Below are 23,263 nucleotides of genomic sequence, written 5' to 3' on the forward strand. Positions count from 1 at the left end.
AAAACAAATCAGATTCAACGGAAGGAGTGAAAAATACCCAAGTTCAGTTTATTGATTGGGGTCTAACCGATTATCAGGAAGCTTGGGATAGGCAAGAGGCGCTATTGAATACCACGGTAGCGCTTAAAACAGAAAATAGAGTGAATGGAACTCATTTGCCAACTCCAAATTATTTGATTTTTTGCGAACACCCACATGTTTATACCTTGGGGAAAAGCGGTCATCCTGAAAATTTATTGCTCGATGAAGCTGGCCTGAAAGAAAAAAAAGCAACCTTTTATAAAATCAATCGTGGGGGCGATATTACCTATCACGGCCCAGGTCAAATAGTGGGTTATCCCATTTTAGATTTGGATAATTTCTTTACCGACATTCACCTTTATTTGCGTACACTTGAAGAAGCGGTGATTCTAACCTTACAAGATTACGGAATTGAAGCTGGACGATATCCGGGATATACCGGTGTTTGGCTAGACGCCGATAATGAAAATGCTCGTAAAATTTGTGCCATGGGCGTGCGTTGCAGTCGCTGGGTAACCATGCACGGTTTCGCTTTTAATGTAAATGTAGATTTAGATTATTTTAAAAATATTGTCCCATGCGGGATAGATGATAAAGCAGTTACCTCTCTAGAAAAGGAATTGGGTTATGAGCTTGATTTGCAAGAAGTTGAAATGAAACTTAAAGCGCATATCGTTCGTCTGTTTAAAATGAATTTACTATAAACGACTCATGATTAGTTGCTTCGTGTGATAGGTTTTCTTTCATTTAATGGAAGCTCATGGAGACGCAGTACTGGTGTAAATCCGTTTATGATCTTTTTGCGTAGATGGATGTATGAGAACTTTATTTGGAGCAATTTTATTTTGTTTGCTAACTTCGGGCTGCGTTAAAAATCAAAATATGGCAGCAGCACAAATACCTTCTAATGCTCAGAAAACGGGCTATTCGTATCTAGCTTTGGGCGATTCTTATACCATTGGCGAGGCCGTTCAACCGGCGGAGTCATTTCCTTTTCAAATGCAAAAAATGCTGGGAGAAAAAGGAATAATAGTTCATGATCCGAAAATTATAGCCACCACAGGTTGGACAACCGATGAGCTCCAAAAGGCTATTAAAGAGGCTCATTTAACGCAGAAATTTAATTTGGTAACCTTGTTAATCGGGGTAAACAATCAATACAGAAAGTATCCGCTCAATACCTACAAAAAGGAATTTTCGGAATTGCTTCAAACAGCCATCGATTTTGCCGATGGACAGAAAGAAAATGTATTTGTAGTGTCTATTCCCGATTGGGGTGTAACACCTTTTGCTAAAGATGCCGATCGAAGTAAAGCACAAATTGCAGCAGAAATCGATTTATTTAACGCAGCCAATAAAGAAATTACCCTTGCCAAAGGGATTGCGTATGTGGATATTACGCCCCATTCAAGAGAGGCTGAAAAGGATAAAGCATTGATTGCTTCGGACGGTTTGCACCCAAGCGGCAAAATGTATGCCTTTTGGGCCAAGGAGTTAGCGTTCTTAATTTCAAAAAACAATAAATAAAGCGGGCTTATTAAAACTGGTGTAAAAATTGTAAATTAGATGTAACTATTTAAATTAATACACTTAATCTTTAAACAAACATGGATTATCAAGATTCAACCGCTGTATCTGGAGTAGCAGCAGGTATTGGTACAACTTTTATTTTAGGAATTGTAATTTTTTCACTGGTTCTTTCGGTGATTGTTATTGCAGGTCATTGGAAAACATTTGAAAAAGCAGGGAAGCCAGGCTGGGCATGTCTTATTCCTATTTATAATATTATAGTTTTATTGGAAATTATAGGTAAACCAACTATATGGCTTTTGTGGATATTGATTCCTTGTACCTCCTTTATATTTATGATTTGGGCAACCAATTTGTTAAGTAAGAGTTTTGGCAAGTCGGAGGGCTTTACTATTGGATTAATTTTCCTCCCTTTTATTTTTTATCCAATTTTGGGCTTTGGCGAAGCTAGATATTTGGGGCCATCTGCAGCTGAAGCACAAAACAATCCATTCGCAAATAAACCTTTTGGTGGAAACGAAAATCCATTTGGAAATCAATAGACGTACAACACCAAATAGAATATAAATGATATTCTTAAAAATATTTTGCAGCTCAATTAACTGGTTTAATTGGCTGCAAAATCATTTAATACCTTGCCCATTAAAATTTCTTACTGGTATTGATTGTCCGGGATGCGGCTTTCAACGTTCGTTTATTGCACTTGTTCAAGGCGATTTTGCTAAAAGCTGGTCGCTTTATCCTCCAACGGTTCCTTTACTGCTTATGTTTAGTGCAGTAGGTCTTTTTTATCTATTCCCTTTCAAAAAAAGAGATTTTGTAATCCGTATACTTTTTTTACTCGTTGGCAATTTTACGTTGCTGGTTTACATTCATAAAATGTGGATGCATTAAATTCAGATTACGTATTAATAGTTTTTAAAAAGGGGCTCGGTATACCCCCCCCCCATATTGGGATCGGCATAAGATGTTTATCCCGAGTATTCGGGATTGGAAGTAGAAAGCAGTAAGAAGCTTTGCAGCTTCGTTTCAAATTACGATTGACCAAGAGAATTTGCAGCCTGTGGAGGCAATTGCAGAGGAAGGCCTCAAATTATCGCTAATGAGCTTCTGCTCGCTTTATGCAACAACAGATCCAAGCCCGCCGGCTATGAGGCTGAAAAAATCTACATAAAGTAGTTGTGTGAATGGTAACAAAATATGCAGTTAAAGCTATAAAATGTGGATACCTTAAACGGCCATATTTGCTGTTAAATGATTGTAATCTTTCACAAGAGTTTCTAAAAACACCAGTTCATTCATCCCGGCAGGAATTGAAATGCCTAAAATTTCTTTTGATTTTGTTGCCATGCTGTAAACAATTGCCGAATTGCCGGTTTGGTAGTACGTTTTTAGTACATCGTGAATAATTTCAATATCTCGGTCGTTTAAATGAAGTACATCTGTAAAGATTGGTTCGTATTCTTCTGGTAAATCAGTAGCGAAAGCAACATGCTCGTGTTGAACACGAGGACTTGTTTTAATGAGTGTGGTTTTGGCAATAACATCGCCAACGCGTTGGTGTTTATGGGTTACGGCAACCATGACTAAGGCAATAGGACCCCAGCCAAAATAAAAACCAAAATCGATTAATCTAAAAATCCAACGCAATAAGTATTGTCCAAAGGTAGGTTGGTTACCATCCAAACTTATCACCTTAATTTTCAAAACTTTCTTCCCAATCGATTGCCCGTTCATTAAAAGTTCAGAAACTAAGTCATACAGTAAAAAAATAAGCAAACCAATGATACCGAGTGTTAATGAAACGGTTGCATTGTTTAACGTGGAGGTGGCAGTTAGCATAATAAAAAAAACAAAGCCAAAACCAAATAAGATGGCCAAATCCAATAAGCGGGCTAGAATACGCTCGCCTAATCCAGCAATTTCATAATCAATATCGATGTTTTGAGAGGTGTTAATTTGAATGGTTTCCATACTCAAACTTACTTTTTTTTCTTTAAAACCGATTTAAGTGGCGCATATAAATTTGACTTAAATGCTATTTTATATTTATTTGGTCTACTTACACTTTGAAAGTGTTAAAATTTGGTTATTTTAACCTATCTTTTTTAACCGGACATGAGAGAGGCTTTATTTGTAAAACAAAACACCAAAAAATGGCAACAATATGAGGTCATGATGGGTGCTAATCCCGATGAATTAGCGGATCGTTTTATCGAGATTACCAATGATTTAGCCTATTCAAAAACGTTTTATCCCCACTCCAAAACAACGGCCTATTTAAATGGTCTGGCGGCAAAATTTCATCAATCTGTTTATAAAACCAAAAGAGAGAAAACGAGTCGATTTGCTATTTTTTGGAAAACGGAACTGCCTTTGATTTTTTGGCAATACCGAAAACAACTTTTATACGCATTTTTATTTTTTAGCATGGCCTGCGCCATTGGCGTACTTTCGGCTAAATACGATGACACTTTTATCCGTTTAATATTGGGCGATAAGTATGTGGAAATGACCAATAATAACATTGCAAAAGGAGATCCATTTGGCGTATATAAAAAGGAGAATCCCATAAAAATGTTTATGCAAATAGGCTTGAATAATGTTTTTGTTTCCTTAATGTTGTTTGTTTTTGGAATTTTTTTATCGTTGGGCACCGTAACTATACTGATGAGAAACGGTATTATGGTGGGCTCATTCCAGTATTTCTTTTTTAGTAAAGGTTTAGGCATACAATCGGTATTGGTGATTTGGATTCATGGTACCTTGGAAATATCGGCCCTTATTTTAGCCGGTGCTGCGGGCTTGGTTTTAGGTAATAGCATTTTGTTCCCCAAAACCTATACACGAATGGAGTCTTTTTTACGTGGCGGCAAAGATGGATTAAAAATTGTACTCGGTCTTGTACCCATCTTTATAGTTGCTGCTTTTTTTGAAAGTTTTGTTACACGTCATACCGAAATGCCGGCGTGGTTGAGTTCCTTTGTTTTAATCGGATCGGCAACTTTTATCGTTTGGTATGTGATCTTTTACCCTGCCAAGCTAGCGAAAAACAGTACTATATAAATATCCATAATAACTAAATAAACACGCGCTAAATAACCATGCAAACCAAATTTGAATTCAAAAAACAACGTGATTTCGGACAAATTATTAATGATACTTTTTCTTTCATTCGTGAAAATTTTAAACCCCTACTTAAAGCATATGTGGTAATATGTGGCGTATTTGTGATTGGACAATTAATTTCTACGATTACGCAACAGTGGTTATTGATTGAATCCGTGAATAATGCAGGGGGGTATGCAAGGCATCAAAGCGCAACAAAATTTGGGTTATTTAGTATGGTGGCCGTTTTTTTTATGGTTTTAACACAGTTAAGTATCTCCATTATGACGGTTTCGTATGTGTCAGTATTTGTGGCAAAAGGAAACCAAGCACCCAATACGGACGAGGTTTGGGCCTATTTCAAATATTATTTTTTTAGAGTGGCCGGCAGTTCAATTTTGTGGGGATTGCTACTTGTTTTAGGGTTTATATGTTGTCTAATACCCGCTTTTTATTTGTTGCCCTTTATTGTAATTATGTTGCCCATCATGATTATTGAAAACGGAACGTTTGGCTACACGTTTGAACGTAGTTTTAAGCTAGTAAAAGATAAATTTTGGTTTAGCCTTGGTGTTATTATTGTAGTTTCATTAATTGCAACTACGTGTATGTATGCGGTGATTTTGCCATTTTCAATGCTCAATATATTTAGCATGTTTGTACATAAGATACCTGCAATTTCAATGAGCTTAGTGGCTTTGTCTGGAGTGTTTCAAACGCTTGCAATGGTGTTTTATATCATTCCTGCTGTGGCTTCTACTTTGTTGTATTTTGCTTTAGTTGAGCAAAAAGAAAATACTGGGCTGATGGATCGTATTTCAAATTTTGGAACCAACGAAAAACAAGAAGATACACGGCCCCAAGAATATTAAAAATGCTTAAACGCCTCATTCAATATATATTCATTTTTTCGCTGATTTTTTCTGCATTGGATAGTTCTGCCCAAGCAACGGCAAAAGCCAAAAAAGCTCCTACTGCTGTTTTAAAGGTCGATACCAGTAAAATAGAAGCAGCTAAGTTTGATCGGAATGAACTTCGTTCTTATGCTGATGAAAAGGAATTTCAATACCATGAAACTGGGCAAAAACTCTCTGCTTGGGATTTATTTTGGGCTTGGATTTGGCGCATTATTGGGACTCTCTTGGGGGCTGCATCAAGTAATCCAATATCACGGTATTTTTTTGTTTTGCTAGGCGTGGCAATCGCAATTTTCATAGCGATTAAGATCATTGGAAGCAACGTTCTTTTTGGAAAAAAATCGAAAGAAGTATCGCTTCCTTACCATGTAATGGATGAGAATATACATGAAATTGACTATGATAAAGAACTGCAATCCCTATTGTCGCAAGGGGAATACCGTTTAGCCATCCGTTTGTTGTACTTAAGAACATTGAAACAATTGAGCGATGCAGATATAATCCACTGGCAAATCGATAAAACCAATTATCATTATTTGAGCGAGATTAATCAGCCTGAGCTAAAGGAAGCGTTTGCATCCTTAACACTCAAATTTGATTATGTGTGGTACGGGAATTTTGCCGTTGATAAAGAGAGTTTTGAACCCATTAATCAATCCTTTAATCAATTTAACACCAAAATTAGATGAAAGGATATAAGTTGTACATCATAATCGGATCTGTATTTTTGCTGCTGTATTTAGTGGCGCAATACAATCAACCCAAGCCCACAGACTGGTCGCCAAGTTACAGCCGTAAAGATAAAATCCCATTCGGTACGTATATTTTGTACCATAGGTTGCAGGATATTGTTCCGAAAGCGAAAATTGAGACAAGTACAACATCGGCTCGAAAAACGCTATCGGACCAAAAGAAACGAAACAGCAGTTATGTATTAATAGCCGAAAAACCAAAAATTTCTAAAGCAGATTTTGCAGAATTAAAGAAATTTATGCAGGCCGGTAATCGGGTTTTTATTGCAGCAGAATATTATGGCGATGCTATTCACAATGAACTGAATTTGGTTTCTTCTAAAAAGTATCAAAAAGTAGGCTTAAATTTTTGTAATCCTAATTTAAAATCTGAAGTAGACTATGGCTTTAAGCGCAACATTGGGTTCCACTATTTTAGCAAGCTAGATTCAAATAAAACTATTGTTTTGGGAAAAAAATCAGCAGGTGCAGCAAACTTTATTCAAATTCCTTACGGAAAAGGCGCTCTTTTTCTCATGGCAGAACCGGGCTTTTTCTCGAATTACAATTTGTTGGATAAGGATGGTTCGGAATATGCCGGTAAAGCGCTTAGTTATTTGCAGGGTAGTCAGGCACTTATTTTCGACGATTATTACAGTCATATCGATGAAGAAGAAAAGGATGTTTTTTCTGTTTTATTTGCACACAGGGAATTAAAGTGCGCCTATTACGTATGCCTTTTTGCTTTGCTGATTTTTGTGCTTTACGAAATAAAAAGGAAACAACGCGTTATCCCAGTGGTAGAGCCATTGGCCAATACATCACTTGAGTTTGTAAAAGTAGTAGGGAGTGTGTATTACCACGAACGTAATAATTTAGACATTGCTACAAAGCGCATAAATTATTTCTTAGAACATTTACGCAGTCGATATTATTTGGCAACCAACCTTTTAGACGAATCTTTTACAGAGCTTTTAGTTCATAAGACAGGCATTAACGAAGTATTCGCTAAAAATTTAACCAGAGCTTTACGCGAAACGCCACAACGGCAATCTATGAATGACTCTGAACTAATTTTATTGAACAATAGCATAGAACAATTTTATACACATACGCAAGCGCATGGAACAAGAACAATTTAAACCGCGTACCGATTTAACGGCGCTGAATGAAGCGGTCAATCAAATTCGAACCGTACTTGGTGACATCATTATTGGACAAAAACAAGTGGTCGATTTTTTGATTGTAGGCTTATTGGCCGATGGACATATTTTATTGGAAGGTGTTCCCGGAGTAGCCAAAACATTGAGTGCAAAATTATTGGCAAAGGCCATTGATGCACAGTTTTCGCGCATTCAATTTACACCCGATTTAATGCCTTCGGATGTGTTGGGTACGCCTGTTTTTAACACGAAAGTAGGAGATTTTGAATTTAGAAAAGGCCCTGTTTTCGGAAACATTATTTTAATTGATGAGATTAATCGTGCCCCTGCAAAAACACAATCTGCGTTGTTCGAAATTATGGAAGAACGCCAGGTTACAATCGATGGTGTAACCTACGCAATGGAAGAGCCCTTTTTGGTGCTGGCCACGCAAAATCCAATCGAACAAGAAGGTACTTATCGTTTGCCCGAAGCACAGCTCGACCGCTTTTTGTTTAAAATAGAGATCAAATACCCAAGCCTACAAGAGGAAACAGCCATCTTACAGGCACAACACAACTTAGCCAATAAAACGCTTTTAGACGATGTGAAACCGGTTTTGTCGGTGCAGCAAATTTTAGCCGCGCGCACAGTGGTTCGCGATTTATTTATTGAACCTCATCTATTGGAGTTTATTGCCAAAATAGTATGCGAAACCAGAACCAATTCGGCCTTGTATTTGGGAGCTTCACCGCGCGCTTCTTTAGCCATTGTACACAGTGCAAAAGCATTGGCTGCCATTCAAGGACGTGATTTTGTTACGCCGGAAGATATCATTACCGTAGCGGTACCGGTATTGGCGCACCGTATTTTACTTTCACCAGAAAAGGAAATGGAAGGTTTAACGACAACCGATGTTGTCAACCAGATTATTAAGAAAATTGAAATTCCTCGCTAGGGGCTTAAAAGCGTAACATTGAAAAGATTTTTAACACTGTATTACACCAATTTATTCCTAAATAGCCGATTTTTTATGGCCTTGGGTCTCTGTGTTTTCTTGTTTATGTTGAAATTCTTTTTTCCTTGGCTGGGCGATATCCCTGAACTTGCAGTCTGCATTTTCTTTTTTCTGTTTTTTGTGGACGTATTCATCCTCTACCGTAATGTAAAGGGAATAAAAGCCAAAAGAATAAGCCCCAAACGCTTAAGCAATGGGGATAATAATCCTATCCAAATTGTGGTTGAGAATAGCTATGGTTTTCCGGCTACTATCCGTGTGATCGACGAAGTACCAATGCAGTTTCAAGTGCGGGATAAGGATTTTCGCATGCATTTAAAGCCCAATGCAGTAAAGTCAATTCACTACAATTTACATCCCACCAAACGTGGCGAATACGAATATGGTCAACTGAGGGTCTTTGTGGCTTCACCCATCGGTTTTATTTTTAGGCGATACAATTTTGAAGAAAAAAGTGTGTTGGCGGTTTATCCCTCATTTATTCATTTAGGACAGTATGAGTTGATGGCAATTTCGCAGCAACTAACCGACTTGGGGATAAAAAAAATCAGAAAAATAGGGCAAAGCACCGAATTTGATCAGATTAAAAATTATGTCGGTGGCGATGATATTCGTACCATCAATTGGAAAGCAACCGCCCGAAAAGGGAGTTTAATGGTGAATACCTATACCGACGAACGCGCGCAAAATATGTACTGTGTGATTGATAAATCGAGGGTGATGCGTATGCCTTTTGAAGGACTAAGTTTGCTCGATTATGCCATCAATGCAAGTGTAGCATTGTCAAAAGTAGCCATGCTAAAAGAAGATAAAGCGGGCTTGATAACGGTGTCCGAAAATATTGGTTCGGTGGTTATGGCCGAAAGGAAGGCTGTTCAACTAAATACCATTATGCAGGTTTTGTACAAAGAGAAAACGCGGTATTTAGAAAGCAATATGGAAGCGCTGTACAGTACCGTTCGATCGGTGATAAAACAGCGAAGCCTGATAGTATTCTTTACCAATTTTGAAAGTTTATCGGCTTTAAATAGGCAAATGCCCTACTTAAAACGCATTGCCAGACATCATCTTTTAGTGGTTGTAATTTTTGAAAACACGGAACTAAAAAGCTTAAGCACCGACCCCGCAAAAGATGTAGAAGGGATTTACTATAAAACCATCGCCGAAAAATTCATCTATGAGAAAAAATTAATGACGAAGGAATTAAATCGGAACGGTATTCTATCCATTCTAACCGAACCTAAAAACTTAACCGTTAACGTGATTAATCAATATCTGGCATTGAAAGCACAACAACGGATTTAGCGTAGTTGGGTAGTTTTTTGGTTGGTTAGGTGTTTGGTTTTTTGGTTGAATTGGTCATTAGTAATTGGGGAATTGGTAAATTAGGAAATTTGGCTTGACACCTATTACTTAAAACTTATTGCCTAAAACCTTTCACTACCCAAACTCTTTATTCTTTGCTCCTTTATCTTCATTCACCACTCACCATTCACTATTCACTACTTTCGACTCAAGACTAAAAACCTACTCCTCTTCCCTAAAATATACTTTATAGTAATTTAATGATTTATCATCATCAAAGCCTTTCTCAATCATGTCCTTATTTCCGTGGATGTAGATGTGAAAGTTTTTATCCAGTTTTAACACACTTTTGTACGCACGCGCTTGTTTTTTTACAGCTGATTCGGCTATTTCAAAAGTATTGGCAATAGGGCTTTCGTACTCTTCCTCATAGTTTTTTTTGTAGTTCATAAACGCTTCAACCCCTTCAGCATTGCCAATTACTTCATTTCCGAATTCTTCAATATCAAAGGTTTCCTTTTCCTTAAAATATTTCATTGATCGGTTTAAAAGATCAATTTTGTCTGCTTTGGTTATCTCAAATTCTTCATCTAGCTTTTGCGTTACAAAGTTTTTATAAACGCCCAAAACATTTTGTGTTTGGTTGTAGCTGTCGTTTCTGATTTTTAATTTTAAAAACTCATCTCTCCAATAAACAGCCGATTCATTGCTCGATTTTGCTTGATCAATCACCACAATTTTAAAACCTTCTTCTTTATTGGTGTTAAAAATTAAACAGCCTTTATCCAATTTATTAATGCTAATGGCTTCTTGCTCATAGCTCATGCCAAAACCATCCAATTCAGGATACACCTTTAGGTACGTGTCTTTCGTCTCCGATTTAAATATGCCTACAACATCCAGTAACTCTCCTTCAATTTGAACATTTTCAAAAAGAGCCACATATAGCTCTCCCGATTTTATTTTGGGATGATTGGCAACATCGTATAAATGCTTGGCTAACTGCTGCGAATTCTCATGAAATAACGTAGCGTTATCAAATATTTCGTTCACAAAGTGATACACCTCGTTTAGTTGCAGGTTGTCGTTTGGATGATAAAAATGATATACTTCATTCACTTTCTCAAAGGGCTTCAAAAAGTATTGCATCAATAAGTTGTTGAGCTGCTCATCTTCAATGTTTAAAGGAGCATCTGATAATTTGTAATATTCTTCAACTAACTTATTTCCGGTATGGTGTATAGAAAGGTGCTTTAACGAAGCTTCGAAATATGAAATCATGGGGCAAAAGTAGCAAAAAGTGGAGGTATATTTTTCGTTGTATTAGATTAAATGGAGCAAAGTACGCAGGCTTTTAGGGTTGCGCTTTTAATTCATTTAAGAAACGAATAACATCAGGATCTTGATAGTTGGCCATTCCTTCTTTTTTGAAAACCATTTCACCCTTTTTATTAAAGATGACCGTGGTTGGAAGTGTTCCACTAAAGATTTGTTCACTAATTTGCCCAAGGCTTCGGTAGAGCGGTAAGTCAAACTTTTTTGTTCGAATAAACTCAGCTGATTTATCTAGGTTTCCGTCTACGTCAACAAATAAAAAAACAACACTTGGGTCTTTTTTATAGCTTGCATAAAGCTTCGCTAAATCTGGCATTTCTGCCAGACAAGGCGGACACCAAGTAGCCCAAAAATTTACAAAAACAACTTTCTCTTTTTCTTCGTTTAACTGCGTGACTTCGTTTTGTAGATTGCTAAATCTAAGTCCATTGCTGGTAATACTTTTGCTTGCCATGCTTTCTGTTTTAGGTTTAAAGAAACCCAGTTCCAACAATCCTTTTAAAAAGGAGGATTTAATTTCAGGCACAAAAACGATTAGTATAAAGGCAAGAATCAAAATAAGATTAAAGAAGTGCTTCTTTAGAAAGGGCATACGCATCAAAATAATGTTACGTTTCAAAGATATAGAATTGAGAGAGAAGTGATACTTTTGTATTGTGAAAAAGCAACAACGTTTTAACCGCTATATAACAGCAGTCATGCTGGTGGTTTTTGCTATTGCTTTAACACCTTGGAATTTATTCCATCATCATCAAAAGGCTCCGGTAAATCATGAGGTCAATTGCAAGCACGTAAGTCACGTTGAAAGTCGTACCGATGATTGTTTAATTTGTCATGCAGGTTTTGAGAAAGACTATGTTAAAACCCATACCCTTTACCGCATTTTCTTATCGGTTAAAATTTTCGGAAGAATAGAGCCGGTCATGCCCTGCGCATATGTACAATTAAAACACACCAGTCTTCGCGGGCCTCCAATAGCATAATCAACACACTCGAGAGTGTAAGCTTTTGTATTTATTGATTATTAACCGTCTATCCCATGTGAAAGAAAATGGAGAGACATTCGCTATTATTTAAAATTCATTTATGAGAAAATTACAGCTTATTAGCTTTGTAATACTATGCGTTATTTGGTGCAATACCGCTTTCGCGAGCAACTTAAAAAGTATAAAAGGAAAAGTTATTGATGCAGAAACAAAAGAAGTTTTGCCGGGTGCAACAGTACTAATTCCCGATTTAAAAGCAACGGCTATTACCGATGAAAATGGAGCATTTTCATTGAACAATTTACCATCGAAAGGAACATATTTAGTGGAGATTCACTACCTGGGCTATAAAGAAGTTACCCGTTCGGTAAATGTAGCAGTAACCGATGAATTGGTTTTTGAACTTACGCCATCCGCTATTGAGACAAAAGAAGTTGTTATCACAGGAAGCATGATTAGCAGTACCAATAAGCGAAATAGCACATCTGCATCGGTTGTAGCCAAAGATCAGCTTTTGGAGCCTTCAACCAATTTAATTGATGCATTAAGAAAGGTGCCCGGTGTGGCACAAATTACAACTGGTCCATCGATATCGAAGCCGGTAATTCGCGGTTTAGGATACAATAGAATTGTGACACTAGATGATGGAATTAAACAGCAAGGGCAACAATGGGGTGATGAACACGGAATCGAGATTGACCAGTTTAAATCCGATAGAATTGAAATCCTTCGCGGGGCAGCATCACTCATGTATGGTTCAGATGCTTTAGGAGGAGTAATCAATATTCTAGAGCCAAGTACTGCGCCAATGGGACAAATTAAAGGAGAGATTATTTCCAATTACTCAACTAATAATGGATTAACAGCCAATTCGGTGATGTTAAACGGAAATCAAAATGGCTTTGTATGGAGAGCACGCGGAACGTATAAAAATGCATACTCGTTTAAAACACCGACCGAATATTATCCAAACTCTGGCTTTAACGAAACCGATTTAAGCGGTATGATTGGTCTAAACAAAAGTTGGGGATATTCGCATTTGAATGTTTCAAACTTTCGAAATAACATAGGCTTCTATGAACCAAATTTTGATGTTGATGGCAATTTTGTAGATGAAGATGGAAACCCTTTTACCAAGGATGATTACAAAAACCGCACGTTGGAATACCCACGTCAAGATGTACGCCATTTTAAAATTGCCTTGAACAATAATTTTCTAATTGGCGATGGAAATTTAAAAGCCGATTTAGGGTATCAACAAAATCAACGTAGAGAATTAGATGGACCAGACCCGGCTTTATTTTTTGATTTAAAAACCTACACCGCCGATTTGAAATATTCGTTACACGAAGTAAACGGTTGGCAACCTGTTTTTGGATTGAGTGTTGACGATGCACACAGTCAAAACAAAGGAAGCGAATATTTAGTGCCGGATTACGATACTTTTGGTTTGGGAGCTTTTGCGTACATCAAAAAGAACTGGGAGAAAAACACCTTGAATATAGGTGCTCGTTACGATTATCGTACCAATACAGGCCACCAATTAATAGAAGAGGGCGAGGAGCGCTTCGCTGCTTTTGAAAACAAATTTTCGAATGTAAGTGCAGCTTTGGGCTTTACCCATCAATTTAGCGATGTGTTAAACTTTAAAGCCAATGCAGGTTCTGCTTTTCGTGCACCAAATCCGGCAGAGTTGGGTTCAAATGGAGTACACGAAGGAACTTTTCGCTATGAAATCGGTAATCCAAATTTGACACCAGAGCGTAGCTATCAAGTAGATGCAGCATTAGAATATGAAGGCAAAATGATTAGTGCCAGTGCAAGTATTTACAACAATTACATTCATAACTACATTTATGCATCGCATAACAACAATGAAATAGCCGACATCGATGGAACGGACTATGCGGTGTATCGTTATGGGCAAGTAAATGCCAATTTGTATGGTGCAGAAGCCAGTTTAACCATCCATCCGGTGCCTTTTATTCACTTCGAAAATACCTTTGGCTATGTGCATGCGCAAAACACGACGATGAATCAAGCTTTGGCCTTTATTCCGGCTACCAATATGCGCAATGAGTTGCGTTTTGAACCGAAATTAAATGGAACAAACGATGCATATTTGATGATAGGAATTAACTCTGCATTTAAACAAAACCGTTTTGATCCAACTTTTGAAACACCAACCAGTGGTTACACCTTGTTAAATGCAGGAATTGGCGCAACCTTTACTTTAGGAAAACAAGCAATAAAGCTTTCTGTGTCGGGAAATAACTTGCTGAATCAGAAATATTACGATGCCTTAAGTCGATTTAAACCAGGTCGTTTTGATCAAACAGATCCAAGTTTAGGCGTGTACAATCCGGGGAGAAACATCACGTTTGGGGTGTATATTCCGTTAACTCTTGTTCAATAGAAAATACACCAAAACAAAAAAGCTCGGAAAAATTTTCCGAGCTTTTTTGTTTGCGCTATGATTGTTAAACTTTAAAACACTTAACAGATTTCAAAAACTGTTAAGTGTTAGAATTCGTTAAAAAGAAATTCTCTAATTCTTATTTGGCGGATTTATTGCTTAATTGCATCGCCATCATTTCTTTCATTGTTTTATTCATTCCTTCGGTACTACCATCAAGGAAAATCACATTGCCTTCGCTAAACTCGGCAAATTGCTTAATCGCTTCCGTCCACATGGTGAATAAAATTACCGAAGTATCTAAATTAGCCTGTTGCATTTCTTGCGCGGCGCTGGTCATCCCTTTGGCAACCTCTTCCCTGAATAAAGCAATCCCTTGTCCACGTAATTGTGCAGCTTCACGTTCGGCTGTTGCAGCAATTTTTATCGCATTACCATCAGCCTCTGCTGCTTTCGTTTTGGTAATTAATAAAGCCTGTCCTTCATTTTCTGCTGCGGCTTTTAAGTTGTTAGAAGCTACTACGCGACTCATTGAACGCATAATTTCTTCATCAAATGTAATATCGTTCAGTTGCAAATCTTGTAAATGATACCCCCAACCATCTAAAACCTGGTCAATTTGTTCTTTTACGTGCAGTACAATTTCATTGCGTTGAGCCAAAACGTTGGCTTGCTTTTGAGTAGCTACATAGGCACGAATAGAACCTTCAATGGTTCTAATTAAGGCTTGCATCAAGTTTGTTGCATCCACAAATTTAAAAGCTACATTTTTGATGGTTTCCTCATCCTGATTGATAACCGAATAAAGCAACATGGCTTTAAAATAAACGTTCGCTTGATCTTGTGTTACCGCTTGAAATGATAATTCAACTGAGCGGTTTTGGATTGAAATACGCGAATAGATTTGTTCAATTAACGGTATCTTAAAGTTTAATCCCGGACGAAGTAACCGCTGGTATTTGCCAAAAACGGTTATAACAGCAATGGTCCCTTGTTTTACAGTTACGAATGAACTGAGTAGGATGATGATTCCCAAGAAGATGAGAATGTAAAATGTATAATGCATATCTAGATTTTTTTATGAAGTTATAAAAAATCGTTGAAGTAGCTCATCCCTTTTTTGTAGATTTAAAAAAAAACTAATACTTAAACGCATGAAAAATAAGCTTTTACTGCCTGTTTCGGTAGTACTATTACTCGCTTCTTGTCAAAGTAAAAATGGAGGAGGAGCGGTTGAACAACGTACTGTTTTTTTCGATAAAACGGGTATGGATACTACAGTAAATGCAGGAGATAATTTTTTCCTTTACGCCAATGGAAAGTGGATGAAAGAAACCGTAATCCCTAAAACTGAAACGGGATGGGGATCGTTTTATACCCTATACAACGATAACTTGAAAAATTTAAAAGAAATTTTAAGCGAAGCAGCAAAAGCAAATGCTACTAAAGGAAGTACAGAACAAAAGGTAGGCGATTTTTATGCCAGTGGGATGGATTCTGTTACTATCGAGAAATTAGGGGTAGAGCCTATAAAACCCATATTAGCTAAAATCGATGCCATTAAAAACGATCAAGAATTAATAGCTTTTGTAGCCGATGGATATAAAGAAGGACAAGGCTATTTGTTCAGTTTTTGGGTAGGCCCTGATGATAAAATAAGCTCAAAAAATGCGGTTAATTTTGGACAAGGAGGCATTACGCTACCCGAAAAAAGTTATTACTTTGATCAAGACGATAAAGCAAAAAAGATTCGCGCAGCTTATGTAACCTACATAGCAAAATTGTTTAAACTCTCGGGCGATTCAATTAACAATACCAAATATGCGGATGATGTGTTAAAGCTAGAAACACTTTTGGCACAGTCGCATTCAACACCTGTTGAACTGCGTGATCCACAAAAGAATTACAATAAATTTGCAGTAGCCGCTTTTCAGCAAAAAGTGCCAAATATTAACCTAAAATTGGTGATGCAGAAATTGCTGTTGAACACCGATACCATTTTAGTAGGTCAGCCAAAATACTACGAGGCGCTATCAACTTTAATCAAAAGTCAACCAATAGCGTTGTGGAAAGAAAAGTTAAAGTTCGATGCTTTAAATTCATCGGCGAATGCCTTAACACAAGCGTTTAGAGATGCCCGTTTCGACTTTTTCGGTAAAACACTTTCTGGACAACAAGCGCCTACTGAACGATGGAAATCAATGGTGAATAATACCGACAGCAATTTGGGCGAATTATTAGGACAGTTGTATGTTGAAAAATATTTTAAACCAGAAGCGAAAGAAAGAATGCTGAATCTGGTGAATAATTTACAAAAGGTATATGCGGAAAGAATAGAGAAATTGGATTGGATGAGCCCCGAAACCAAGAAACGTGCGCTAGAGAAATTAAATGCATTTATCAAAAAAATCGGGTATACGGATAAATGGAAAAAATACGACGATGTAGAAGTTTCAAAAAATACGTATTACGCCAATTTGAAATCGGCAGAAAAACACGAATACAAAGAAATGGTCGAAAAGTTGGGCAAGCCAGTTGATAAAACCGAATGGGGGATGACACCTCCTACGGTTAATGCCTATTACAATCCTTCCTTTAATGAGATTGTTTTCCCAGCTGGAATATTGCAATTTCCATTTTTTGATTTTGCGGCAGATGACGCAATCAATTACGGCGCAATTGGAGCGGTAATTGGCCACGAAATGACCCACGGATTTGACGATCAAGGGCGCCAGTACGATGCCGATGGTAATTTAAAGGAATGGTGGACTATAGCAGATGCCGATAAGTTTAAAACCAAAGCAGATAAAGTAGCGGCATTTTATAGCAATTTTACGCTTTTAGATAATCAACACGTAAACGGGCAATTAACTTTAGGCGAAAACCTTGCCGATATGGGCGGACTAAACATTGCTTACGATGCATTTAAATTAACGGAGCAAGGTAGAGGCGATAAGAAAATTGATGGTTTTACACCCGATCAACGCTTTTTCTTAAGTTTTGCTCAAGTTTGGCGCATAACAACACGAGAAGAAACAATGCGTGTTCGTTTAAAAACTGACCCACATAGCCCAGAAATGTTCCGTGTAAATGGTCCGGTGTATAATATGGAAGCTTTTTACAAAGCCTTTAATATTCCAGCTACCGCGAAAATGTACATTGCCCCAGAAAATCGTTTGGGCGTTTGGTGATTTTTTAGCGAAAATTTTTTAAGTCAACCTTTAGTAACAAAGCCCAATTCGTATTCCGAGTTGGGCTTTGTTACGTAAAACAAAACAAAAGCTGAAAAACTTTGTCTATATCATACTAAAATTTCAGATTATGAATGTAAAGCGAATTTTCGGAACCATCCTTACCATTTTGGGGATAATTGGCTTAATCTACGCGGGATATGGTTTTGTAAATCATAGTGAAAATACACGTGGGCTAGTTGTATACGGCATAATTGGTGTCATATTTTTTGTCGCGGGCATTGGCTTGGTAAAAAACACAAAAGACGAGAGCTAAGCACCTTCGTTTGTGGTGAAAACCTGTTTAATGTTGCTAGCGGAATCAACTATTAAACTTAGCTATTTCGTTTCTTTTTGATAATCAGGTATTGCGTATAAGCCACCACGCAGCCCGCAAGGATAATAATAGATGCCGACATTAAATTTTTCGAATTCAAATTAATGACATAGGCAGCGGCTAAAACCAAAAGTAAGGCAGCTATACCGATAATATAATGAAGTATTAATCCTTTTTGCATACACAAAGATTTAGAATAAAATTAACTATCGCGTCAGCGAATTATCTTTTTACAGTGATTTTATTGTTATCAAAATTTAACGGATGCCCAGGGAAATCTTGATCGGTTAACGTTTTAATCCGATTAAAAGAAGTATGGTTGGTATCGATGGTTAAGCGGTTAATTTTATCTTGTTTAATGGAGGTTACAGCTGCTTCAATAAAATCGCCGTTGGTTTTTAGTTTAATTTTCATAAGAGGAGCAAAGCCGTTGTATCCTTTTAAGCTAAACATACCATAGGTGCAGAAATTTCCTAAGCTATAGGCGATGAATTTGTTTTTGTACACCTCAACAGCCCGAGCCACATGCGGACCATGCCCTAAAACAATATCTGCACCAGCATCAATAACTGCGTGCGAAAAAGCATAAACATTGCCGCGGTTTTCTTTGTAAAAGAGCTCTGTTTTTCTAGTTACATGCTCAAAATTAGCACCTTCGCCACCCCCGTGAAACGAAACAATAACAATATCGGCTACGTTTTTTAACCGTTTTACAAGCGCTTTTGCACTGTCAATATTTTTAATAGATACGGTATTCTCATTCGGAGCAAATGCACAAAAGGCATACTTTACACTCTCAATTTCAAATAAATCAAAAGGCTTGTTTAGTTGTCCAGCGTATTTAATTTGAAGAGAATCCAAAATTCTTGCCGTGTTTTTTCTTCCTTTTGCATCAAAATCGCCTACGTGATTATTGGCCATACTGAGCACGTTAAAACCGGCCTTTTTATAAATCCCTGCATAGCGTTCAGGCATTCGAAAAGCATAACAATTGTTTGGGTTTAGGCCTTTGCATTTATCGGAGTTTCCCGAGTTTAAGAAACATCCTTCTAGGTTACCAAAAACAATATCCCCTTTTAATAAACTATCTACCGCAACAAAACTATTTACAGCATCATCGGGTGGAAGATTAAGCTTAGTAGGAAATGCCGAACCCAGCATGATATCGCCCACCGCGGTAACGGTAATGGTATCTGGTGTTTTTTTAACTACGGTGTCAATTTTTTTAGGTAGCGCAATCCTAACTTGTGCATTGTTATTGCCACAACTCAATGTAATAAATGCTGCGAAGTAAAAAATCAGACAAATTAGTATTCTCATTCAAGTATGTTTAGAAAAAAAAATCCTCCTAAATTAATTTTTAGGAGGATTCATGTATTTTTTTGTTTAGCAAGCGCTGCTGAACTTTGTTTTATTCTATTGTAAAATCCTTTTTAAACGATTCCAATACGCGCCCTCCCTTGTAAAAATAACGGCTATAATACGGCTCATTTAAATTGCTAATAACGACACCTCTTGAGCTGGACGCATGCGCAAAACGATTGCCTCCTAAGTAAATCCCTACGTGTGAAATAGATCTGCTTTTAATTTTAAAGAAAACTAAATCTCCTTCTTTTAAATCTTCTTTAGAAAGTGGGTCAACCATGCTAAAAATATCACGTGAATTACGACGGATGGTTGTGTTGAAAACTTTATCGTAAATGGCTTTCGTGAAAGCCGAGCAATCAATACCGTTTTTGGTGTTTCCGCCATAACTATACGGAGTTCCAATCCATTCGTAAACGAATTTATAAAGTTTTAAGTTCGCCGTTGCATCAACCGCAACACCCATTACTTGTGAAAAATATTGTGAAGCTAAATTATCCGGGTCGTTAACCTCTTTACTAGATTCTTTTGTTTTTGTCTGCGAAAACGCTGTTGAAAGCGTGCAGGTAGCGATTAGTACTGAAAACAAAATTTTTTTAATCATAGTTATACTTATGTTTGGGTTATGCACTTACACATTAACGTACACCATATAGGCTTATTGTAGGCTGCCAAAAATATTAATTATACAAATGTTATCCAAATATTCTCTGACATAAAGCGAAAGTTATTAACATTTTGACAATTAAAACGCTCATTACTAAAATATTTCTTCTAATAAAACCTACACCCAAACAAAATTTTTAAAAGATATTATTCTTTTGAAAGCAAATAAAATATGCTCTAAAAATGGGATTAAAATATCATTGTGGCTCTTTTGTGGTAGAAGACATATTAAATTCTAATAATTGAGAAAAAAAAGATTGTAAATTTTTGCATTTTTTTTCTTTATCATTATTTATCATGAGCATTTTACACGAATTTCTTTATTTTATTGCAATAAAAAATTAGATTTGCTGTCGCAAAATACAAATACCCTAAAATGAGTGCAGTAGAAATAAATAAAGACACCTGGTTGAAATGGTTTGAATCGATGTTGCTTATGCGCAAGTTCGAAGAAAAAACCGGTCAGTTATACGGACAACAAAAAATACGTGGCTTTTGCCATTTGTACATTGGACAAGAAGCAGTTGTGGCAGGTGCAATATCTGCCATGCAAAAAGGCGATTCAATGATTACAACTTATCGCGATCACGCACATGCATTAGCATTAGGCGTTAGCGCAGATAGCATCATGGCAGAAATGTATGGTAAAGCAACTGGATGCTCGAAAGGTAAAGGTGGTTCTATGCACATGTTTAGTAAAGAACACAACTTTTATGGCGGACATGCAATTGTAGGTGGCCAAATTCCGTTAGGTGCTGGTGTTGCATTTGCAGAAAAATATAAAGGAACTGATAATGTGAACATTTGCTACATGGGCGACGGTGCTGTGCGTCAAGGAGCTTTAAATGAAACATTCAACATGGCCATGCTTTGGAAATTACCAGTTGTATTCGTTTGTGAAAACAACGGATATGCAATGGGTACTTCGGTACAACGTACCACCAACATGACCGATATTTATAAAATTGGTTTAGGTTTTGATATGCCTTGTGCTCCTGTTGATGGAATGAACCCTGTTGCAGTACACAATGCAATGGACGAAGCTATTCAACGTGCGCGTAAAGGTGAAGGACCTACTTTCTTAGAAATGAGAACCTACCGTTACCGTGGACACTCGATGTCAGATCCAGCTAAATACCGTACCAAAGAAGAATTGGAAGAGTATAAAGCACAAGATCCAGTTGAGTTCGCAAGAGAAACTATTTTAAAAGAGAAATATGCTGATGAGGCCTGGATTGAAGAGGTTGAAGCAAAAGTGAAAGCAATTGTAGATCAATCTGTGAAATTTGCAGAAGAATCTCCTTGGCCAGAAGCTTCGGAACTATACAAAGATGTATATGTTCAGGAGAACTACCCTTACGTAATGGACTAATATTTTAAGATTTCAATTAATTAGATATAATGGCTGATGTAATTAAAATGCCTAAGATGAGCGACACCATGACCGAAGGGGTTTTGGCGAAGTGGCATAAAAAAGTAGGCGATAAAGTGAAAAGCGGTGATGTTTTGGCAGAAGTAGAAACTGACAAAGCAACAATGGATATGGAATCTTACTGGGACGGTACCCTTTTATTCGTAGGAGTAGAAGAAGGTAAAGCGGTTCCTGTTGATGCTATCATGGCCGTTATTGGTAAAGAAGGCGAAGATTATAAAGCAGCTTTAGCTGCAGAAGCTGGAAGTGCACAACCAGAAGCGGCAGCTCCGGCAGCAGAAGATAAAAAAGAAGCAGCAGCTCCTGCTCAAGGTGCTGGTTTAAGCGAAGAGGAATTAGCAGCAAAAGGTATTACCGTAATTCGTATGCCTTTGTTAAGCGATACCATGACTGAAGGCGTTATTGCTGAATGGCATAAAAAAGTTGGCGATAAAGTAAAAGATGACGATGTTTTAGCGGATGTAGAAACCGATAAAGCAACCATGGAAGTAATGGGTTATGCAACTGGAACTTTATTGCACATTGGGGTTGAAAAAGGATCAGCAGCAAAAGTAAACGGTATTATTGCGATTGTAGGTCCTGAAGGTACGGATGTAAGCAGCATTTTAAATGCTCCTGCAGCACCAGCAGCGGCAAAAGCAGCTGAAGCACCAAAAGCTGAGGCTGTAGCAGAAACAGCAGCAAGTCCTGCTCCTGTAACTGAAAGCACAAACAGCCGTGTTAAAGCTTCTCCTTTAGCAAAGAAAATTGCAAAAGATAAAGGTATCGATTTAAGCCAAGTAGCAGGAAGTGCTGAAGGCGGTCGTATCATTAAGAAAGATATTGAAAACTTTACGCCAGCTGCAGCTCCTGCGGCAACCGCTCCTTCAAAAGCAGATAGCCCAGCGGCTCCTGTAATTCCAACCTATGTTGGCGAAGAGCGCTATACAGAGAAACCAGTATCGCAAATGCGTAAAGTAATTGCGAAACGTTTAGCTGAAAGTTTATTCACCGCTCCACATTTTTACTTAACCGTAAGCATTGATATGGAGAACGCAATGGCAGCACGTACACAAATTAATGCGGTAGCTCCTGTGAAAGTTTCTTTCAATGATATCGTTATTAAAGCAGTTGCAGTAGCATTAAAACAACATCCAGCAGTTAACTCTTCATGGGGTGGTGATAAAATCAGATTCAACGAGCATACCAACATTGGTGTAGCTATGGCTGTTGAAGACGGTTTATTGGTGCCAGTTGTACGTTTTGCAGATGGTAAATCACTATCACACATTTCTGCAGAGGTAAAAGACTTTGGCGCTAAAGCAAAAGCGAAGAAATTACAACCTGCAGATTGGGAAGGTTCTACCTTTACTGTATCTAACTTAGGTATGTTTGGTATTGATGAGTTTACTTCAATTATCAACTCTCCTGACGGTGCAATTTTATCAGTAGGTGCAATTCAAGCGGTACCTGTGGTTAAAAATGGTGCAGTAGTACCAGGAAACGTGATGAAGTTAACTTTAGGTTGCGATCACCGCGTAGTAGATGGTGCAACAGGAGCACAGTTCTTGCAAACATTAAAAGGCTTATTAGAAGCACCAATCCGTTTGTTAGCTTAAGCTAGTTTATACTTAATTAGCAGATAATTATATAAAATGCCATCCTATTTGGGATGGCATTTTTTGTTTACTTGAAAAATATAACTTCTTTTATTTCAGTATATTTGGTTGATAACTTAACCAAAC

The 23,263-nt window shown here is 37.5% G+C and carries 23 protein-coding genes; 16 read left to right on the plus strand and 7 right to left on the minus strand.

All coding sequences use genetic code 11. From position 1 onward, the window contains the following. Positions 1–26 precede the first annotated feature (26 nt). The 4 genes from lipB (at position 27) to ACJVDK_RS15205 (ending at position 2,445) form a co-directional block, all read left to right on the plus strand. Positions 27–725: a lipoyl(octanoyl) transferase LipB gene (gene lipB / locus ACJVDK_RS15190; protein ID WP_443940062.1), complete on the plus strand. Its 699-nt coding sequence runs from the start codon at positions 27–29 to the stop codon at positions 723–725. Positions 726–903: 178 nt separating this feature from the next. Then, positions 904–1,548: an SGNH/GDSL hydrolase family protein gene (locus tag ACJVDK_RS15195; protein WP_443937515.1), complete on the plus strand. Its 645-nt coding sequence runs from the start codon at positions 904–906 to the stop codon at positions 1,546–1,548. 80 nt (positions 1,549–1,628) lie between these two features. Further along, positions 1,629–2,093, plus strand: a complete 465-nt coding sequence (locus tag ACJVDK_RS15200) for a DUF5684 domain-containing protein (RefSeq protein WP_443937516.1) — start codon at positions 1,629–1,631, stop codon at positions 2,091–2,093. 25 nt (positions 2,094–2,118) lie between these two features. Beyond that, complete coding sequence (locus ACJVDK_RS15205; protein WP_443937517.1) at positions 2,119–2,445, plus strand: DUF2752 domain-containing protein; 327 nt, start codon at positions 2,119–2,121, stop codon at positions 2,443–2,445. Positions 2,446–2,781: 336 nt separating this feature from the next. Here ACJVDK_RS15205 and ACJVDK_RS15210 read toward each other — a convergent pair whose 3' ends face one another. Then, positions 2,782–3,525, minus strand: a complete 744-nt coding sequence (locus ACJVDK_RS15210) for an RDD family protein (protein ID WP_443937518.1) — start codon at positions 3,523–3,525, stop codon at positions 2,782–2,784. Positions 3,526–3,669: 144 nt separating this feature from the next. Between ACJVDK_RS15210 and ACJVDK_RS15215 the strand changes: the two genes are divergently transcribed. Genes ACJVDK_RS15215 through ACJVDK_RS15240 form a run of 6 tightly spaced genes read left to right on the plus strand, consistent with a single transcriptional unit; the run spans position 3,670 to position 9,772 of the window. Beyond that, a complete protein-coding gene (locus ACJVDK_RS15215) occupies positions 3,670–4,617 on the plus strand; it encodes a stage II sporulation protein M (protein WP_443937519.1) in 948 nt (315 codons plus the stop codon). Positions 4,618–4,655: 38 nt separating this feature from the next. After that, complete coding sequence (locus ACJVDK_RS15220; RefSeq protein WP_443937520.1) at positions 4,656–5,531, plus strand: hypothetical protein; 876 nt, start codon at positions 4,656–4,658, stop codon at positions 5,529–5,531. 2 nt (positions 5,532–5,533) lie between these two features. Beyond that, positions 5,534–6,265, plus strand: coding sequence for a DUF4129 domain-containing protein (locus ACJVDK_RS15225; RefSeq protein ID WP_443937521.1), 732 nt, complete (start codon positions 5,534–5,536; stop codon positions 6,263–6,265). Beyond that, entirely contained in the window at positions 6,262–7,449 is a 1,188-nt protein-coding gene (locus ACJVDK_RS15230) for a DUF4350 domain-containing protein (protein WP_443937522.1), read from the plus strand. Before ACJVDK_RS15225 ends, ACJVDK_RS15230 begins: the two co-directional genes overlap by 4 nt. After that, a complete protein-coding gene (locus ACJVDK_RS15235; RefSeq protein WP_443937523.1) occupies positions 7,430–8,407 on the plus strand; it encodes an AAA family ATPase in 978 nt (325 codons plus the stop codon). Before ACJVDK_RS15230 ends, ACJVDK_RS15235 begins: the two co-directional genes overlap by 20 nt. A gap of 18 nt (positions 8,408–8,425) precedes the next feature. Next, entirely contained in the window at positions 8,426–9,772 is a 1,347-nt protein-coding gene (locus ACJVDK_RS15240; protein WP_443937524.1) for a DUF58 domain-containing protein, read from the plus strand. A 222-nt stretch (positions 9,773–9,994) separates the two neighbouring features. Here the strand turns inward: ACJVDK_RS15240 and ACJVDK_RS15245 are convergent, their stop codons facing one another. Both ACJVDK_RS15245 and ACJVDK_RS15250 read right to left on the minus strand, forming a co-directional pair. After that, positions 9,995–11,053 (minus strand): nucleoid-associated protein, encoded by a 1,059-nt coding sequence (locus ACJVDK_RS15245; RefSeq protein WP_443937525.1) that lies wholly within the window; start codon positions 11,051–11,053, stop codon positions 9,995–9,997. A 73-nt stretch (positions 11,054–11,126) separates the two neighbouring features. Further along, complete coding sequence (locus ACJVDK_RS15250; protein ID WP_443937526.1) at positions 11,127–11,561, minus strand: TlpA family protein disulfide reductase; 435 nt, start codon at positions 11,559–11,561, stop codon at positions 11,127–11,129. 244 nt (positions 11,562–11,805) lie between these two features. On the opposite strand from ACJVDK_RS15250, the gene ACJVDK_RS15255 reads away from it, so the two are divergent. Beyond that, on the plus strand, positions 11,806–12,090 hold the full coding sequence (locus ACJVDK_RS15255) for a hypothetical protein (RefSeq protein WP_443937527.1): 285 nt from the start codon (positions 11,806–11,808) through the stop codon (positions 12,088–12,090). Positions 12,091–12,193: 103 nt separating this feature from the next. Then, a complete protein-coding gene (locus ACJVDK_RS15260) occupies positions 12,194–14,509 on the plus strand; it encodes a TonB-dependent receptor (RefSeq protein ID WP_443937528.1) in 2,316 nt (771 codons plus the stop codon). A gap of 139 nt (positions 14,510–14,648) precedes the next feature. On the opposite strand, the gene ACJVDK_RS15265 is transcribed toward ACJVDK_RS15260, so the two are convergent. Beyond that, positions 14,649–15,575, minus strand: coding sequence for an SPFH domain-containing protein (locus ACJVDK_RS15265; protein WP_443937529.1), 927 nt, complete (start codon positions 15,573–15,575; stop codon positions 14,649–14,651). An 88-nt stretch (positions 15,576–15,663) separates the two neighbouring features. Here ACJVDK_RS15265 and ACJVDK_RS15270 point away from each other — a divergent pair, with 88 nt between their 5' ends. Continuing rightward, the gene (locus ACJVDK_RS15270; RefSeq protein WP_443937530.1) at positions 15,664–17,700 is read left to right on the plus strand and encodes a M13 family metallopeptidase; all 2,037 of its coding nucleotides are present in this window, start codon (positions 15,664–15,666) and stop codon (positions 17,698–17,700) included. 130 nt (positions 17,701–17,830) lie between these two features. Further along, the gene (locus tag ACJVDK_RS15275; protein ID WP_443937531.1) at positions 17,831–18,016 is read left to right on the plus strand and encodes a hypothetical protein; all 186 of its coding nucleotides are present in this window, start codon (positions 17,831–17,833) and stop codon (positions 18,014–18,016) included. Between the two features lie 58 nt (positions 18,017–18,074). Here ACJVDK_RS15275 and ACJVDK_RS15280 read toward each other — a convergent pair whose 3' ends face one another. The 3 genes from ACJVDK_RS15280 to ACJVDK_RS15290 all read right to left on the minus strand — a co-directional run bounded on the left by ACJVDK_RS15280 (position 18,075) and on the right by ACJVDK_RS15290 (position 20,045). Beyond that, positions 18,075–18,257: a hypothetical protein gene (locus tag ACJVDK_RS15280; protein WP_443937532.1), complete on the minus strand. Its 183-nt coding sequence runs from the start codon at positions 18,255–18,257 to the stop codon at positions 18,075–18,077. A 41-nt stretch (positions 18,258–18,298) separates the two neighbouring features. Continuing rightward, positions 18,299–19,396: a CapA family protein gene (locus tag ACJVDK_RS15285; RefSeq protein WP_443937533.1), complete on the minus strand. Its 1,098-nt coding sequence runs from the start codon at positions 19,394–19,396 to the stop codon at positions 18,299–18,301. A 91-nt stretch (positions 19,397–19,487) separates the two neighbouring features. Further along, the gene (locus ACJVDK_RS15290) at positions 19,488–20,045 is read right to left on the minus strand and encodes a C40 family peptidase (RefSeq protein ID WP_443937534.1); all 558 of its coding nucleotides are present in this window, start codon (positions 20,043–20,045) and stop codon (positions 19,488–19,490) included. A gap of 438 nt (positions 20,046–20,483) precedes the next feature. Here ACJVDK_RS15290 and pdhA point away from each other — a divergent pair, with 438 nt between their 5' ends. Together pdhA and ACJVDK_RS15300 are read left to right on the plus strand one after the other, a co-directional pair. Continuing rightward, positions 20,484–21,479 carry a pyruvate dehydrogenase (acetyl-transferring) E1 component subunit alpha gene (pdhA, locus tag ACJVDK_RS15295; protein ID WP_443937535.1) on the plus strand — a complete coding sequence of 332 codons (996 nt, stop codon included), beginning with the start codon at positions 20,484–20,486 and terminating at the stop codon, positions 21,477–21,479. Positions 21,480–21,508: 29 nt separating this feature from the next. Further along, entirely contained in the window at positions 21,509–23,137 is a 1,629-nt protein-coding gene (locus ACJVDK_RS15300; RefSeq protein WP_443937536.1) for a 2-oxo acid dehydrogenase subunit E2, read from the plus strand. The last annotated feature ends 126 nt before the right edge of the window (positions 23,138–23,263 follow it).

The organism is Pedobacter paludisoli, assembly GCF_052344095.1.
Taxonomy (GTDB): Bacteria; Bacteroidota; Bacteroidia; order Sphingobacteriales; family Sphingobacteriaceae; genus Pedobacter.

Bases quoted from the DNA above. Each gene is read 5' to 3' on its own strand.
- ACJVDK_RS15235 (WP_443937523.1), top strand. From the start codon at position 7,430: ATGGAACAAGAACAATTTAAACCGCGTACCGATTTAACGGCGCTGAAT.
- ACJVDK_RS15300 (WP_443937536.1), top strand. From the start codon at position 21,509: ATGGCTGATGTAATTAAAATGCCTAAGATGAGCGACACCATGACCGAA.
- ACJVDK_RS15275 (WP_443937531.1), top strand. From the start codon at position 17,831: ATGAATGTAAAGCGAATTTTCGGAACCATCCTTACCATTTTGGGGATA.
- ACJVDK_RS15250 (WP_443937526.1), bottom strand. From the start codon at position 11,561: ATGGCAAGCAAAAGTATTACCAGCAATGGACTTAGATTTAGCAATCTA.
- ACJVDK_RS15285 (WP_443937533.1), bottom strand. From the start codon at position 19,396: ATGAGAATACTAATTTGTCTGATTTTTTACTTCGCAGCATTTATTACA.
- ACJVDK_RS15230 (WP_443937522.1), top strand. From the start codon at position 6,262: ATGAAAGGATATAAGTTGTACATCATAATCGGATCTGTATTTTTGCTG.
- pdhA (WP_443937535.1), top strand. From the start codon at position 20,484: ATGAGTGCAGTAGAAATAAATAAAGACACCTGGTTGAAATGGTTTGAA.
- ACJVDK_RS15255 (WP_443937527.1), top strand. From the start codon at position 11,806: ATGCTGGTGGTTTTTGCTATTGCTTTAACACCTTGGAATTTATTCCAT.
- ACJVDK_RS15245 (WP_443937525.1), bottom strand. From the start codon at position 11,053: ATGATTTCATATTTCGAAGCTTCGTTAAAGCACCTTTCTATACACCAT.
- ACJVDK_RS15265 (WP_443937529.1), bottom strand. From the start codon at position 15,575: ATGCATTATACATTTTACATTCTCATCTTCTTGGGAATCATCATCCTA.
- ACJVDK_RS15205 (WP_443937517.1), top strand. From the start codon at position 2,119: ATGATATTCTTAAAAATATTTTGCAGCTCAATTAACTGGTTTAATTGG.
- ACJVDK_RS15220 (WP_443937520.1), top strand. From the start codon at position 4,656: ATGCAAACCAAATTTGAATTCAAAAAACAACGTGATTTCGGACAAATT.
- ACJVDK_RS15210 (WP_443937518.1), bottom strand. From the start codon at position 3,525: ATGGAAACCATTCAAATTAACACCTCTCAAAACATCGATATTGATTAT.
- ACJVDK_RS15200 (WP_443937516.1), top strand. From the start codon at position 1,629: ATGGATTATCAAGATTCAACCGCTGTATCTGGAGTAGCAGCAGGTATT.
- ACJVDK_RS15225 (WP_443937521.1), top strand. From the start codon at position 5,534: ATGCTTAAACGCCTCATTCAATATATATTCATTTTTTCGCTGATTTTT.
- ACJVDK_RS15280 (WP_443937532.1), bottom strand. From the start codon at position 18,257: ATGCAAAAAGGATTAATACTTCATTATATTATCGGTATAGCTGCCTTA.
- ACJVDK_RS15195 (WP_443937515.1), top strand. From the start codon at position 904: ATGGCAGCAGCACAAATACCTTCTAATGCTCAGAAAACGGGCTATTCG.
- ACJVDK_RS15270 (WP_443937530.1), top strand. From the start codon at position 15,664: ATGAAAAATAAGCTTTTACTGCCTGTTTCGGTAGTACTATTACTCGCT.
- ACJVDK_RS15260 (WP_443937528.1), top strand. From the start codon at position 12,194: ATGAGAAAATTACAGCTTATTAGCTTTGTAATACTATGCGTTATTTGG.
- ACJVDK_RS15215 (WP_443937519.1), top strand. From the start codon at position 3,670: ATGAGAGAGGCTTTATTTGTAAAACAAAACACCAAAAAATGGCAACAA.
- ACJVDK_RS15290 (WP_443937534.1), bottom strand. From the start codon at position 20,045: ATGATTAAAAAAATTTTGTTTTCAGTACTAATCGCTACCTGCACGCTT.